Genomic DNA, 14,614 nt, shown 5'->3' on the forward strand with positions numbered 1-14,614 from the left:
GGTAAGAAGTATGTGTGGTTTTGTAGGATGTTTATGTGAAAACCCTAGAGAGTTTTCAGAAACAGAAAAACATCAATTTGAAAATATGAACACGATGATTTTCCACCGTGGTCCAGATGACGAAGGATATTTTCGTGATGAACATGTACAATTTGGCTTCCGCCGTTTAAGCATCATTGACTTAGAGGCAGGACATCAGCCGCTAACTTATGAAAATGATCGATATGTAATTATTTTTAATGGTGAAATTTACAACTATGTAGAATTACGTGAAATGTTACTTGAAAAAGGTGCAACGTTTGCAACGCAATCTGATACAGAAGTTATCATTGCATTGTATGCACATATGAAAGAAAAATGTGTAGATTACCTTCGTGGTATGTTTGCATTTATGATTTGGGATCGTGAAGAAAAGAAACTTTTCGGTGCACGTGATCACTTCGGTATTAAACCTTTATACATCGCACAACAAGGTGATACTACATTCTTCGCATCTGAGAAGAAAAGTATTATGCATGTGATGGAAGATAAAGGCGTTAATCCAACGTCACTACAACATTACTTTACGTACCAATATGGTCCAGAGCCAGAAACTTTAACAATTGATGTTAATAAAATCGAGCCTGGTCATTATTTCGTAAAAGAAATCGGTAAAGAGATGGAAATCCATCGCTACTGGAAACCTTATTTCAACGCTTCAAGTGCAACGAAAGAGGAGCATATCCAAGCAATTCGTGATGTGTTATATGATTCAGTAAAAGTGCATATGCGTAGTGATGTACCAGTAGGTTCATTCTTATCTGGTGGTATCGATTCATCTATCATCGCTTCTATCGCAAGAGAAATGAATCCAAATCTTTTAACATTCTCTGTTGGTTTTGAGCAACGTGGTTTCAGTGAAGTTGATGTTGCGAAAGAAACTGCTGAGAAATTAGGCGTTAAAAACCATAACGTATTCATTTCAGCGAAAGAATTTATGGATGAGTTCCCAAAAATCATTTGGCATATGGATGATCCTTTAGCTGATCCAGCAGCTGTACCATTGTACTTCGTTGCGAAAGAAGCACGTAAACATGTAACAGTTGTTCTTTCTGGTGAAGGCGCAGACGAGCTATTTGGTGGTTATAACATTTACCGTGAGCCAAACTCACTAAAAATGTTCTCTTACATCCCTAGTCCAGGTAAGAGCGTTCTAAAAGCATTAAGTGGTGCTCTTAAAGAAGGATTTAAAGGTAAGAGCTTCCTAGAGCGTGGATGTACACCAATTGAAGAGCGTTACTATGGAAATGCTAAAATCTTCCGTGAAGAAGAAAAAGCTGAATTAATGAAGTATTACAATGAAAGTGTTAACTATATGGATATCACGAAACCATTGTATAACGAGATTAAAGATTATGATGATGTAAGTAAAATGCAGTACATTGACATGTTCACATGGTTACGCGGTGACATTTTATTAAAAGCTGATAAAATGACAATGGCAAACTCATTAGAACTTCGTGTACCGTTCTTAGATAAAGAAGTATTCGATGTTGCATCTAAAATTCCAACTGAATTTAAGATTGCTAACGGAACTACGAAAGCTATTTTACGTGAAGCAGCACGCGGAATCGTTCCAGATCACGTATTAGATCGTAAAAAACTTGGATTCCCAGTACCAATTCGTCACTGGTTAAAAGACGAAATGCATGATTGGGCTATAAATATTATAAACGAAAGTAAGACAGAGCATTTAATCGACAAACAGTATGTATTAAACTTACTGGAAGCACATTGTGCAGATAAAGGCGATTATAGCCGTAAAATTTGGACTGTACTTGCGTTTATGGTATGGCACCAAATTTATGTTGAGCATAAATACGATACGAATAAGTTCCATGAAGAAACAAAACGTGCGTATAGCTTAGTTTAATTAGAAAAACCTTAAGATCGCATACGGTCTTAAGGTTTTTTTCATAAATAGGAAGTATTATTGATACAATAATAGTAAAAGGATGGACAACATATGATTACGTTTGAGAAAGTTACTGTAGAAAATGAAAGCGTTGTTAAAGAAATGTTTAAATCGCATAGTTTAGGTGAGAAAAAGGTACAGTACTGTGTGAAAGTTGATGATACATATATTGGTGTAATAGATTATAGTGTACAAGAGGAACGGGCTGTTTTATCACAGCTAATTATTCATTTTGATTACCAAGGTTACGGTTATGGTACAAATACGTATTTTACATTTGAAGAAATGATGAAACAAAGAAATGTGAAAGAAATAAAAGTGCTACAAGAGAAATTAACAGAAAAGGCGAAGTCTTTCATAGAGAGTTTTGGTTTTACTTCAGAAGATGAAGAGTATGTAAAGAAAATATAACGATGATTATTTATGCGATACAATAAATATAAGGCAGGTGGATGTATGACGATGACTTCTGGTCTTGTATTAATTGGAGGGTGCTTTATAGTAGCAGAATTATGTCATATAATCATTCGGAAAAGAATGATTAAGAAAAAAAAGCCGTATGAATTACAATACGTCCCTGTCTTTTTCATTATGTTTTGCATGCTTAGTACATTACAAAATCTAATAAACTTTCCACCACTTGTAAATGTTTTTTTAAAGTTCGGTTTACTTTATAGTGGTGTTGGAATAGCACTTTTATTTATTTTATTTTGCATACGTTATGTTCACTATCAATCGTATATATTTATTTTAAATTGGTTAAAGCAAGATGATAGAAACCGCCTTACATAAGGCGGTTTTTTTATTTGCAATTGTAACAGAATTTGTACATTTCACATAAAATAGGACGAGTAGAAATGCAAACATATTACAAGAAAGGAGCGGGGCAATAAAATGAAACTTGTTATAGACGCAGGGCACGGTGGATATGATTCTGGTGCTGTTGGTAATGGTTTAGTAGAAAAAAACTTAACACTTCAAATTGCTAGACGCGTTCGAGACATTTTAACGGTAAATTACCCAATTACAATTAAAATGACACGTGATAGTGATGTGTTTATTTCTTTATCTGAACGTGCTAATATTGCTAATGCTTTCAGTGCGGATTATTTTATTTCATTTCATATTAATAGCGGCGGGGGTACAGGTTTTGAAAGTTATATTTATAATGCGTTATCCAATAGCAGCACTGCATATGCAAAGCAACAAAAAATGCATACAGCTGTCAATCCTGTATTAACAAAATATGGTCTTCGTGATCGAGGAGCAAAAAAAGAAAATTATGCGGTATTAAGAGAAACCGCAATGGATGCAATTTTAACTGAGACTGCTTTTATTGATACAGCTTTTGATGCAAATTTATTAAAAAATCCACAATTTATTGAAGATCTAAGTCAAGCGTATGCAAATGGAATAGCAGCTATTTTTGGAGTAACTCCAAATCCACAACCTCCTAACCCACAACCGACACCTCAAACGAAGGGAATCGCTTATGTTCTTGGGAAAAATGTAAATTTAAGAAATGGTCCATCAACTTCTTCCTCAGTTATTCGTCAATTAAATTCTCCAGAATCTTACGTTGTATATCAAGAAAGTAATGGATGGCTAGATTTGGGGAATGGACAATGGGTGTATAATGATCCTTCTTACATTAATTTTGTAAAGACAAGCAATAGTGATGGAAGCCCGATTGGGGTTGCATATATACAAGGGATGAATGTAAATTTAAGAAGTGGTCCATCAACTACATCTGCAGTTATCCGCCAATTAAATTCTCCAGAATCTTATTTAGTATATATAAATGAAAATGGTTGGTTAAACCTTGGGGGAAATCAGTGGGTATATAATGACTCAGCGTATATTAAGTATACTCAATATTAGGAATTGAAATGATAGTGCAATATGGATGCGTATCCTTGTTATGTATAACAAGGGTACGCATTTTAATAACAACATTTTTTTTCATACTTATGCACTATGTTTTAAAAAGAAACATTAGAAAAGCGGATAGAATCTAAATAGTATATATTAAAAAAGTTTTCTGATATACATTGACAATGTATGTAAGATACATTAATCTTTAAATGTTAATGATAATCGATTTCATCTAGGGAGGACATATGATACATACTAAAAAACTAATTATGTTCTGCATTATGATACTCATGGTTGTAATTGCAGGATGTAGTAAAGAAGAGAAAAAAGAAAATAATATATCAGCGAAAGCAAAAGATTCATATACGGTAAAGCATGCAATGGGTGAAACGACAGTAAATGGTACACCTAAAAAAGTTGTTGTTTTAACAAATGAAGGCGCAGAGGCTCTCCTAGCTGTGGGCGTAACGCCAGTGGGGACTACGAAACCACGTGCTGGTGATGAATGGTATCCTCATTTAGCGAAAGAGTTAAAAAACACGGAAGTTGTAGGAACTGAACGTGATATTAATTTAGAAGCTGTAATGAAGCTTAAGCCAGATTTAATTATCGGAAATAAAATGCGTCATGAAAAAATATATGATCAGCTAAAAGAAATCGCACCAACTGTTTATGCAGAAACATTACGCGGTGATTGGAAAGAAAACTTTACACTTTATACAAAAGCTGTAAATAAAGAAAAAGAAGGGCAAAAAGCTCTTGATGATTATAAAAAACGCATTGAAGGAATGAAAGAGAAGTTAGGCGATAAATTGAATTCTAAAGTTTCTATTATTCGTTTCGTGCCAGGTGATGTTCGTATTTATCAAAAAAACTCATTCTCGGGCGTTGTTTTAAATGATATTGGATTTAAACGACCACCATTACAAGATAAAGATGATTTTGCGATAAAAGGAATTACAAAAGAGCAGATTCCAAATATGGACGGAGACTACTTATTCTATTTCACGTCTGATAAAGATGCAGATAAGAATAATGAAGGAATTTCGTTAGCGAAGGAATGGACAGAAGATCCACTCTTTAAGCAACTACAGGCTTCTAAAAATAATAAAGTATTCCAAGTAGATGAGGTAATTTGGAATACAGCAGGCGGTATTAAAGCTGCGAACCTTATGTTAGATGATATTGAAAAATATTTCCTTAAATAAATGATAAAATACATCACTTTTACGAAGTGATGTATTTTTAGTTTGTAAAAATACAGAAAATTCCTTCTTTCAGGGTGTCATAAGTTGTACAATAAAATCAATCATGTGATAAAGGAGTGGGGAAGAATGAAAGCTACTCATAAAGATTGGATCTTGTTTAATGGGAGAATGATTAATACGAAAGAAGAACAGCCGATGGTAGCATTAGAAGATCGAGGCTTCCAATTTGGTGATGGGATTTATGAAGTATTTAGACTATACGATGGCAAGCCTCATTTATTAGATTTACATTTAGAACGATTCTTTAACTCTATGGCAGAAATAAAACTAATTCCACCATTTACGAAGGAAGAATTAGTAGAAGAGTTATATCAAATGATTGAAAAAAATCAATTTCAAGAAGATGGGAATGTATATTTACAAATATCAAGAGGTGCACAACCGCGCAATCATGTATATGAATCAGATTTACAACCGACATATTTTGCAAATCTTGTTTCGTTCCCAAGACCAGTTGCTTCAATGGAGGCAGGGATTAAGGTGACAGTAGAAGAGGACATCAGGTGGAAGTTTTGCCATATAAAATCTTTAAATTTGCTTCCTAATATCATGATCAAAAACAAAATAAATGAACAAGGGTATCAAGAAGCAATATTAGTACGAGATGGTATTGTGACTGAAGGGTGTCATTCCAATTTCTTTATCGTGAAGAATAATAAGTTGATTACACATCCAGCGGATCATTTCATTTTACATGGTATTACACGTCACTACGTAATTACATTAGCGAAAGAGTTACATATCGATGTAGAGGAACGAGAGTTTTCATTACAAGAAGTATATGACGCTGAGGAGTGTTTCTTTACAGCGACGCCACTTGAAATATTCCCAGTCGTTCAAATTGGTGATGAACAGTTCGGGGCTGGTGAAAGAGGCCAAATTACGAAAAAACTACAAGCTGCATACGAAGAGAGTATTCGTTTGTTTAAAGTGACAAATTAATCATGAAGAAAAAAGCTGGTATTCTTCCGGCTTTTTTTCGTGATATAATTCAAGCATAGGACAAGTTTTGAAAACGCTGTAAAAAGGGGATTTAATATATGAATTATGAAGATTTTAAAGAAGTAATTCACGGAAGACGAAGTGTTAGAAAGTTTACAGATCAAGAAGTATCTACTAATGATATAAAAGAAATAATTGATTGTGCTCGTTACGCACCGAGTGATACGAATTCACAAACGTGGGAATTCTTAGTTATCATGAATCGAGAGAAGATTAAAGAAATTGAACAAATGACGTGGGATGCATTACATAAACTTGCGGCAAAAGCAGCAGAAAATGGAGAAGAGAAAGCAGGGAAATTACTTACACGTTCTTTCGGACCATATGCAACAGCTTTCTCGGAGGCACCAGTATTAATCGTATGTTTGGCAACACCATATGAATCAAAGTTCCGTGAAAAGATATTTGATCCAATTGCTTTTGTTCCAAATTCAGTTTGGGAGGAAGAAGGCATTAAGAGTAGCTGTTTAGCGGCACAAAACTTAATGTTAGCTGCACATGCAAAGGGACTTGGTACTTGTCCAATGACAGGGCCAGTATTGCTAGCTCAAGATGAACTGCGCCAATATTTACAAGTTGAGCCTGAAAAACAAATAAATATGGTTATTTCACTCGGATTTCCGAAAGATAAACCGAAGAAACTTCCAAGAAAAGAAGTAGATGAGATTACAACGTTTGTTTTTTAATTGCTGTATAGAAAAGACATTGAATTAACAATGTCTTTTTATTTTTGAGGGTATGTAATTCATATGTTGGGCTAAAATGATAGATAAGAGGAAATTACTATTTATTTCATAAAAAAAATTAATGTTCTATTAAGGAAAGTATGATACATTAATCGTGAGCAAGATTCTATTTGTTCATGAAAGTGTTGAAAGTAGTCTCAAAATTTAAAAGTTATTTTTGTATAATAAATTATAATGAAGTTACAGGGGGGATGAATTTTGAAAAAATTCATAATCACTGGATTGTCTGTATTGTTATTAGTTGGTTGCGGTGCTCCACAGGAAAAAGAGGACGCGCAATCAAAACAGGAAGAACAAGTTGTAAACGCAAGTGATGAGAATATGGTTGTATTTCCTGAAGGAGCAATGTCAATTGGAGAAGGGAAAGTAAAAGTTATTACTCCAGATGGTACTTCTGAAAACGGCAATATACCGACTGTATTCATCAAAAAGGATACATTAATTCAGCAAGTTGAATTAGAACTTTCTAATTTTCAAAGTGATAAAGAAACATTCGTATTTGTAGATCAAATGTATACAGATAAACATCAAGTAACTAGTACAACGCAGACAACAGTGCAGTTAAAAGAAAAAACGCTGGAAACAGGTAGTCATACAATTACTGCAGTTCAGTATGAAAACAATGACCCGAAAGGAAAGGTTATTAGTTTTAATCAAGCAACATTTGAGACAAAACCTGCGTCTTAATAAGAATAAAAAGTACATTACTCAAAAAGTAGTGTGCTTTTTTGTTTGGACTAAAGTGGGCAAGAGTGAATAACTTATTTCATTTTCTAATACGATTAAATAGGAAGTAATCACTTGTTACTACTATGACAGAGAAAGAGGTTGAATACGTGAATCGGTGTATTCGTATCATTTTGATTAGCCTAATGATGGCAGTAATTTGGTTTACGATACAAGAGTTTATGCAAATAACGCTCAATTATCAAATTCATGACTTGTTAATAGGAGCTATTTGTTTTACCATTGTTTATCTATTATATGATAAACTCGGACTAAGGTAAGTTTCAGAAGAAAAATGTAGGTATTTCATTTGAAATGTCGAATAGTACATACGATGTCGTAATAACAAATTTTCTATTGTTTACTGTGAAACAGAAGAAGGAGAGATAGTGGTTATGAAACGAGCTCTTATTAATATTGATTATACATATGATTTTGTAGCGGAAAAGGGTGCTTTAACTTGCGGGAAACCAGGACAGGAAATTGAGAAGGAAATTGTACATATAACGAAGCAATATATTGAAAATGGAGATTACGTTGTCTTTGCTATTGATAAACATGAAGAAAATGATGCATATCATCCAGAATCAAAGTTATTCCCACCTCATAATATAGCTGGTACAAGTGGAAGAGATTTGTTTGGTGAATTACAAGATGTGTACGAAACATATAAAAATGCAGAGAATGTATATTATATGGACAAAACGCGATACAGTGCGTTTGCTGGAACGGATTTAGAGATGAAGCTAAGAGAAAGAGGAATAGAAGAAGTTCATCTTGTAGGTGTTTGTACTGATATTTGTGTTCTTCATACAGCAGTAGATGCTTATAATAAAGGGTTTAAAATTGTTGTTTATGAAAAGGTGGTTGCATCTTTTAATGCACAAGGGCATGAATATGCACTTGGACATTTTAAGTCATGCTTACATGCAGAAGTGAAGTGAAAAAAGAGGCCTTTAAAAAAGGTCTCTTTTATTTGTCCATGTTCATTGAAAACAGCTACAGCAACTCCTGCTAGATTGAGTGGTCTTGATCCGACAACTTTTCTAAGTTCTTCAATATATCCCATTGTATGTAACCTCCGTAAGAAAAAATAAGAGCAAATAAACTATTCGTTATTATGTAGATATATTCCTCTTTATAAGGGGAGAGATGACATATAACTTATTTGTTTTATTTGGTAAAATATACATCAAAAAAGGTCAAACAAAAACTTTGACCTTTTTTGACCAAATGTTATAATAAAGGCAGAAAGAGATAATCTTTCATTCATAAATAATAAGGAGGAAAAAATATGCGTAATTTATTTCCAGAGATAACAAAACGTCAAAATGGCATTTTTGATTTTGGGCCTTCTTTATTAGAAGGGATGACAGATGCTTTCTTTAAGCCACTGAACATGGATACTTTTAAAGTAGATGTTCATGAGCAATCTGGTAAATATACTGTGAAAGCAGATTTACCAGGTTTTCAAAAAGAAAACATTCAAGTTGATTTTGAACAAGATATATTAACGATCCAAGCAACGAATCATAATGAAGTAGACGAAAAAAATGAGAATGGCACATATATTCGTAAAGAACGTTCTATAGGTTCTGTAACTCGACGCTTTAATTTTAAACAAGTTGAGGAAGAAAATGTTAAAGCAAATTATAAAGATGGCGTACTGACAATTGAATTGCCAAAATTGAAAGAAGAAAAAAGTAGTAAGACAACAATTAATATTGAATAAAAGAGCTGATAAATTCAGCTCTTTTTTTACGTAGTTAATGAATAAATGAGTTGAAATCGTAATGAGATGAATAAAGTTTTAACGTATAAAAAAATTTCACGATTCGCTCCCCTTAGGTTATTAAAAAGGGTATATTTAAAGGGAAAGGAAAAAGAACACCTAGACATACTGTTTAAGGTGAATTAGTAATAGAGTCAAAATACATAGTAAGGATAGTGGCATTTTAGATTAGGATAATAGATTTTTCTGGAACAAACTTAGGCGATTATGAATTTTTTAATTAGTAAGGAAGTGGTTAAATGAGCTTATTAACGTATACTGAAGAATTTTTTAATTATGTAAGAGAGTTTTTACTTTTAAGATTTTTACTATTTGCTTTAGTTTTAATCATTATTTCTTTTGTAATAAACCGTATTATTGATTGGTTTTTTAGGAAATCAAGCTTTTTTGATGAAGAGGTAGAGCAGACGATTCAAAGTGTAATTCGATCTATTTTTAGATATATCATTATCATCAGTCTTATCATATATTTAATTAGCCAATTTGTAGATATAAAAAGTATTATTGCAGGTGCAGGGATAGCTGGAGTTGTCATCGGTTTTGCTGCACAACAGATGCTAAAAGATGTTATATTAGGCTTTGCAAGATTAGCGGACAAAGAGTTTCGGGTTGGTGATTTTGTAACTTTTAACGGAACAAATTCAGGAACTATTGAAGAGATTAGTATTCGTTTTATGCAAATTCGTGAATGGTCAGGAAAATTACTTACCATCCCGCACGGAGAGATTAGAACGATACAAAATTTTAATAAAGGATGGATGCGTGTAATTGAACGCATCACGGTAAGTTATCAGGAAGATCCAACAAGAGTGAAGGAATTGTTAGAAGAAGTATGTGTTATATGCAATGAAGAATTGAATCAAACTCTTTATAGAGTAGAGGATAAGGCTGTTGAACCATTTAAATACGTCGGTGTTACAGACTTAAATCCTAACTTGAAATATGTTGGCTATGAATTTTGTATTACAGGTTTAATAAAGCCAGAAGATTATTTTGAAACTTCTAGACAAGTAAGATTTGAATTAATGTCTATGTTCCATAAGAATCAAGTGCAAATGCCAGCAGCGAATATGGTTGTTACTACTGAAGGTTTACAGCATATCCATGGTGGACAATCTTTATCGGACAGCTAAAGTAGAATCGTTTGTTAACAAAAATTCTGCTTCCAACATTGGATAGAATAACAATAATAAAATGATTGATATAAAGAAAGGGCTGAAGGAATTCGGTTCTTTTTTTATTTATAGAATTTAGAAATTTCTTAATGTTATAATTGTAGTTGGTGATGAGAATGAACTTTGAAGAAAAAGAGATGCGTCGTTTAGAAGCATTAAAAGAAATTGCTGAATTATTAAATGAAGCAACAAACTTACAGGATATGTTAGAAAAAGTGTTGCATACATTGTTACAAGTAATGAATTTACAAACAGGGTGGATATTCTTTATTGATGAAAGTGGAAAGCACAGCATGCTTGTAGACGAAAATTTACCAGAGGCTCTTACGTGGCAAAAGAAGAAGCCGATGTGTGAAGGAAACTGTTGGTGTGTAGAACGTTTTGTGAATGGGAGATTGGAAAAAGCGACTAATATTATTGAATGTAAGCGAATAGAAGATGCAATTGAATGTAATTGGGGAGAGACAGAAGATGTTACACATCATGCGACAATTCCGCTTAGGTCTGGATCAGAAAAATTTGGTCTACTAAATGTGGCTGCACCTCATAAGACTCATTTTTCTGAGGAAGAGTTAGCGTTATTAGAATCAATTGCATTTCAAATTGGAACGACAATACAACGTATTCAATTAGTTGAGAAAGAACGTAAATATGTAGTGGTAGCGGAAAGAAATCGACTTGCACGTGATTTACATGATTCAGTAAAACAATTGTTATTTTCTATTATGCTAACAGCGAAAGGTACTCTGAATATGACGCAAGATAGAGAGTTGCAAGAGATGTTAAGTTATATTGGGGAATTATCACAAGAAGCATTACAAGAGATGACGCTATTAATTTGGCAATTAAGACCTGAAGGATTGGAGAAAGGATTAGCAGAAGCAATTCAAAATTACGGGAAGTTATTAGGAGTTCAAGTGGAAGTTCGAATTGATGGGATGGTTTCAATTGGGGATGAAATAGAAGAAGTTTTATGGCGTATTAGCCAAGAGGCGCTACATAATTGTAAAAAGCATGCTTCGTGTGAAAAGGTACATATTCTTTTGAAAATAGAAAATAACCAGTTACATTTTTATATAGAAGACAATGGAATAGGATTTATACAAGAACAAGTAAGGGAATCAGCACTTGGCCTGAAAAGTATGAAGGAACGTATTCAGTTAATGAAGGGATCGTTTCAAATTATAACAGAGCTGAAAAAGGGTACAAAAATAGAAATTCAATTGCCGATTTGAAGGGGAGAATAAGGTTGAAGATTAAACTGCTACTAGTTGAGGACCATCATATCGTTCGAAGAGGACTTGTATTCTTTTTGAAAACGAGAGAAGAATTTGAAATTATTGGGGAAGCGGAAAATGGCGAAGAGGCATTACATTTCATGCAAAAAGAAAGACCAGATGTCGTACTAATGGATGTATCGATGCCGAAAATGGATGGAATTGAGGCAACAAAACGTCTAAAGCAATATGATGAGACAATAAAGGTACTTATATTAAGTAGTTTTTCAGAGCAAGATTATGTTATACCAGCACTTGAAGCTGGAGCAGATGGTTATCAATTAAAAGAAGTACAACCTGAGCAACTTGTCGCTTCTATTATTGCAGTACATCAAGGAAATGCGAATTTTCACCCGAAAGTAACACCTGCATTAATGGGGCGTTCTGCAGTAAAGAAGGAAGTAGAAAATCCTTTTTCAATGTTAACGAAAAGAGAGCAAGAGGTACTTCGCGAAATTGCGAAAGGAAGAAGCAACAAGGAGATTGCAGCAGAACTTCATATTACAGAACAAACTGTGAAAACACACGTTTCAAACGTTTTAGCTAAATTGGAAGTGGATGATCGTACGCAAGCCGCATTATACGCAGTGAAACATGGGGAGAATTATTCATAAGCATGAATAATTCTGTTATATCGTATGACAGAATACAAAGGAGCAATTAAAATTTATAGTAATCCCTAATATAGGTTTTTCTTCTTTCGATAATTAGGTACAATAAAGTGAAACTCTAATCAGTGGGGGACCATCCCCACTGATGATTAGTTTAACTAATCGGTTTTTACAGGATAAAGCTACGATGGAAGGGGAGGATATGCTATGCCTGGTACAAGAAGTGGGATTGGAAAGATTCAGGCTTCGTTAAATGGTTTATCACCGAAATTGCGAAGTATTGCCGAACATATTTTGAAACATCCACAAGATGTTGTACATAAATCTATTACAGAATTAGCTGAAGTTACGAATAGTTCCGAAGCTACAATATTCCGCTTATGTAAACACCTTGGTTTGCAAGGTTTTCAAGATTTAAAGATTACATTAGCTCGTGAAATTGTACATACACCGATGCAAAATATTCATGAAGAGGTATCAGCAGAAGATAGTATGGTAACTGTTGCTAAAAAAGTTTTTCATTCGCATATTACAGGACTGCAAGATACTTTACATTTGCTTAATGAAACGGCACTTGAGCAGGCTGTACGAGCCTTACAAGAAGCAAGTCGAATTGAGTTTTATGGAAATGGTGGCTCTGGTATTATTGCAATGGATGCGTATCATAAGTTTATGAGAACGGGTATTTCTTGTATCGCTCATACTGATTCGCATTTTCAAATTATGGGAGCAGGTTTACTCTCGGAAAATTCAGTTGTTATTGGTATTTCTCATTCTGGTAGCAATAAAGGATTACTTGAAGCGTTAGAAGTAGCGAAAGCAAGAGGAGCCAAAATTATTGCGATTACGAGCTATAAGAAATCAGCATTAAGTCAACTTGCTGATATAACGTTATATACATCAACACGTGAGACTGAATTCCGCACAGAAGCAAGTTCATCACGATTAGCACAGTTAAGCTTATTAGATACTTTGTATGTAGGGTTGTCGTTGCAGCGACAAGAGGAAACTCTAAAAAATTTACAAAGTATACGTGAAACGATTTCGATGAAGCGAATATAAAAAAAGCTCTTCAAATGAAGAGCTTTCAGACTGTAGACAAACTATTTTTGGAGAGTTCAAATGCTAAAAATAGTTTGTTTCTTATTTTAGGGATAATTTATCCAATGGAATTTATATGTAGTGCTTTCTATACTATAAGTGAGGAAGATGTCTTATGAAAATATCTGTTTATGTTGCAAGTGCATTTAGCAAGGATCATAAAGGCGGAAATAAAGCAGGAGTGGTATTTATTGAGAATACAAATACATTGACCACTACTCAAAAAATCGAAATAGCCAAACAACTGGGTTATGCGGAAACCGCATTTATATCAGAATCTGAAATTGCTGATTATAAATTTGAGTATTTTACTCCAAAAGAAGAAGTTGATTTATGTGGTCATGCCACAATTGGCTCTTTCGCGATACTGATGCATTTAAATAAAATTTTCAGGAATCGCTATACGATTGAAACGAACAGCGGTGTTCTTACTATCACTATAAAAGATGACATCATATTCATGGAACAAAATAAACCGAGATTCTATGATGTTGTATCTCCAAACGAGTTCATCGACTGTTTTGATAGTAAAGATATAGACAATAAATACCCAATTCAAATTGTCTCCACTGGCTTAAAAGATATTTTAATTCCTATAAAAAGCGAAATACAATTACATGCACTGCAACCTAATTTTGAAAAAATTAAAGAAATCAGCAAGTATTATAATGTTGTCGGGATGCATTTATATACTTTTAATGACAATCGAATTATATGCAGAAATTTTGCTCCACTATACGACATTAATGAAGAAGCAGCGACTGGAACTTCAAACGGTGCATTAGCTTGCTATCTTTATGAACAGCACTATTTGCAAAAAGAAGTCTATGTATTTGAACAAGGTTATTCTTTACACTCGCCTTCCGAAATATTAGTTAAATTAGCAACCAATAGCAAGAATAAAATAGAAAAAGTTTATGTTGGTGGCAAAGGCTATTACTGTGAAACTAAGTGTTTAAATATAGAAAATATTGAGTGAAGAGCTTTTTTATCGATGAGAAGTTTGTTACTTTATTTTCTTTTAGAAATGTATGACTTACTTATAGTCAGTGATAAACTCTCATTTTTAAAAATTTAAAATAAAGAC

At 33.6% G+C, this 14,614-nt stretch carries 16 protein-coding genes and 1 pseudogene; 16 read left to right on the plus strand and 1 reads right to left on the minus strand.

From position 1 onward, the window contains the following. The first annotated feature begins 10 nt into the window (after positions 1-10). The 10 genes from asnB to MR136_RS14670 all read left to right on the plus strand — a co-directional run bounded on the left by asnB (position 11) and on the right by MR136_RS14670 (position 8,515). Entirely contained in the window at positions 11-1,912 is a 1,902-nt protein-coding gene (gene asnB, locus MR136_RS14630) for an asparagine synthase (glutamine-hydrolyzing) (protein ID WP_000333816.1), read from the plus strand. A 93-nt stretch (positions 1,913-2,005) separates the two neighbouring features. After that, positions 2,006-2,365, plus strand: a complete 360-nt coding sequence (locus tag MR136_RS14635; RefSeq protein WP_000627523.1) for a GNAT family N-acetyltransferase — start codon at positions 2,006-2,008, stop codon at positions 2,363-2,365. A 51-nt stretch (positions 2,366-2,416) separates the two neighbouring features. Further along, the gene (locus tag MR136_RS14640; protein WP_000200455.1) at positions 2,417-2,746 is read left to right on the plus strand and encodes a hypothetical protein; all 330 of its coding nucleotides are present in this window, start codon (positions 2,417-2,419) and stop codon (positions 2,744-2,746) included. Positions 2,747-2,848: 102 nt separating this feature from the next. Next, positions 2,849-3,835: an N-acetylmuramoyl-L-alanine amidase gene (locus MR136_RS14645; RefSeq protein WP_000779892.1), complete on the plus strand. Its 987-nt coding sequence runs from the start codon at positions 2,849-2,851 to the stop codon at positions 3,833-3,835. Between the two features lie 239 nt (positions 3,836-4,074). Then, the gene (locus MR136_RS14650; protein WP_000581988.1) at positions 4,075-5,037 is read left to right on the plus strand and encodes an ABC transporter substrate-binding protein; all 963 of its coding nucleotides are present in this window, start codon (positions 4,075-4,077) and stop codon (positions 5,035-5,037) included. 126 nt (positions 5,038-5,163) lie between these two features. Then, complete coding sequence (gene dat, locus MR136_RS14655; protein ID WP_061457151.1) at positions 5,164-6,039, plus strand: D-amino-acid transaminase; 876 nt, start codon at positions 5,164-5,166, stop codon at positions 6,037-6,039. 98 nt (positions 6,040-6,137) lie between these two features. Then, the gene (locus tag MR136_RS14660; RefSeq protein ID WP_001105288.1) at positions 6,138-6,785 is read left to right on the plus strand and encodes a nitroreductase family protein; all 648 of its coding nucleotides are present in this window, start codon (positions 6,138-6,140) and stop codon (positions 6,783-6,785) included. A gap of 258 nt (positions 6,786-7,043) precedes the next feature. Continuing rightward, positions 7,044-7,532, plus strand: coding sequence for a putative periplasmic lipoprotein (locus MR136_RS14665; RefSeq protein ID WP_000713496.1), 489 nt, complete (start codon positions 7,044-7,046; stop codon positions 7,530-7,532). Between the two features lie 125 nt (positions 7,533-7,657). Then, the gene (locus MR136_RS28590; RefSeq protein WP_017674122.1) at positions 7,658-7,852 is read left to right on the plus strand and encodes a hypothetical protein; all 195 of its coding nucleotides are present in this window, start codon (positions 7,658-7,660) and stop codon (positions 7,850-7,852) included. Positions 7,853-7,966: 114 nt separating this feature from the next. Continuing rightward, positions 7,967-8,515: a cysteine hydrolase family protein gene (locus MR136_RS14670; protein ID WP_017674121.1), complete on the plus strand. Its 549-nt coding sequence runs from the start codon at positions 7,967-7,969 to the stop codon at positions 8,513-8,515. 29 nt (positions 8,516-8,544) lie between these two features. On the opposite strand, the pseudogene MR136_RS14675 reads toward MR136_RS14670, so the two are convergent. Continuing rightward, positions 8,545-8,640, minus strand: a pseudogene (locus MR136_RS14675) (DNA mismatch repair protein MutT); the annotation flags it as partial. Between the two features lie 225 nt (positions 8,641-8,865). On the opposite strand from MR136_RS14675, the gene MR136_RS14680 reads away from it, so the two are divergent. The 6 genes from MR136_RS14680 to MR136_RS14705 all read left to right on the plus strand — a co-directional run bounded on the left by MR136_RS14680 (position 8,866) and on the right by MR136_RS14705 (position 14,506). Then, positions 8,866-9,303, plus strand: a complete 438-nt coding sequence (locus MR136_RS14680; protein WP_001245055.1) for an Hsp20/alpha crystallin family protein — start codon at positions 8,866-8,868, stop codon at positions 9,301-9,303. Positions 9,304-9,602: 299 nt separating this feature from the next. Beyond that, positions 9,603-10,496, plus strand: coding sequence for a mechanosensitive ion channel family protein (locus MR136_RS14685; protein ID WP_017674119.1), 894 nt, complete (start codon positions 9,603-9,605; stop codon positions 10,494-10,496). Positions 10,497-10,654: 158 nt separating this feature from the next. Further along, positions 10,655-11,773: a two-component system sensor histidine kinase CasK gene (gene casK, locus MR136_RS14690; RefSeq protein WP_001008465.1), complete on the plus strand. Its 1,119-nt coding sequence runs from the start codon at positions 10,655-10,657 to the stop codon at positions 11,771-11,773. Between the two features lie 14 nt (positions 11,774-11,787). Continuing rightward, positions 11,788-12,429, plus strand: a complete 642-nt coding sequence (gene casR, locus MR136_RS14695) for a two-component system response regulator CasR (RefSeq protein ID WP_000694623.1) — start codon at positions 11,788-11,790, stop codon at positions 12,427-12,429. 204 nt (positions 12,430-12,633) lie between these two features. Beyond that, positions 12,634-13,488 (plus strand): MurR/RpiR family transcriptional regulator, encoded by an 855-nt coding sequence (locus MR136_RS14700; RefSeq protein ID WP_001119642.1) that lies wholly within the window; start codon positions 12,634-12,636, stop codon positions 13,486-13,488. Between the two features lie 154 nt (positions 13,489-13,642). Continuing rightward, complete coding sequence (locus tag MR136_RS14705) at positions 13,643-14,506, plus strand: PhzF family phenazine biosynthesis protein (RefSeq protein ID WP_017674118.1); 864 nt, start codon at positions 13,643-13,645, stop codon at positions 14,504-14,506. The last annotated feature ends 108 nt before the right edge of the window (positions 14,507-14,614 follow it).

The sequence above is a fragment of the Bacillus cereus group sp. BfR-BA-01311 genome (genome assembly GCF_022664295.1).
GTDB classification, from domain to species: domain Bacteria; phylum Bacillota; class Bacilli; order Bacillales; family Bacillaceae_G; genus Bacillus_A; species Bacillus_A cereus.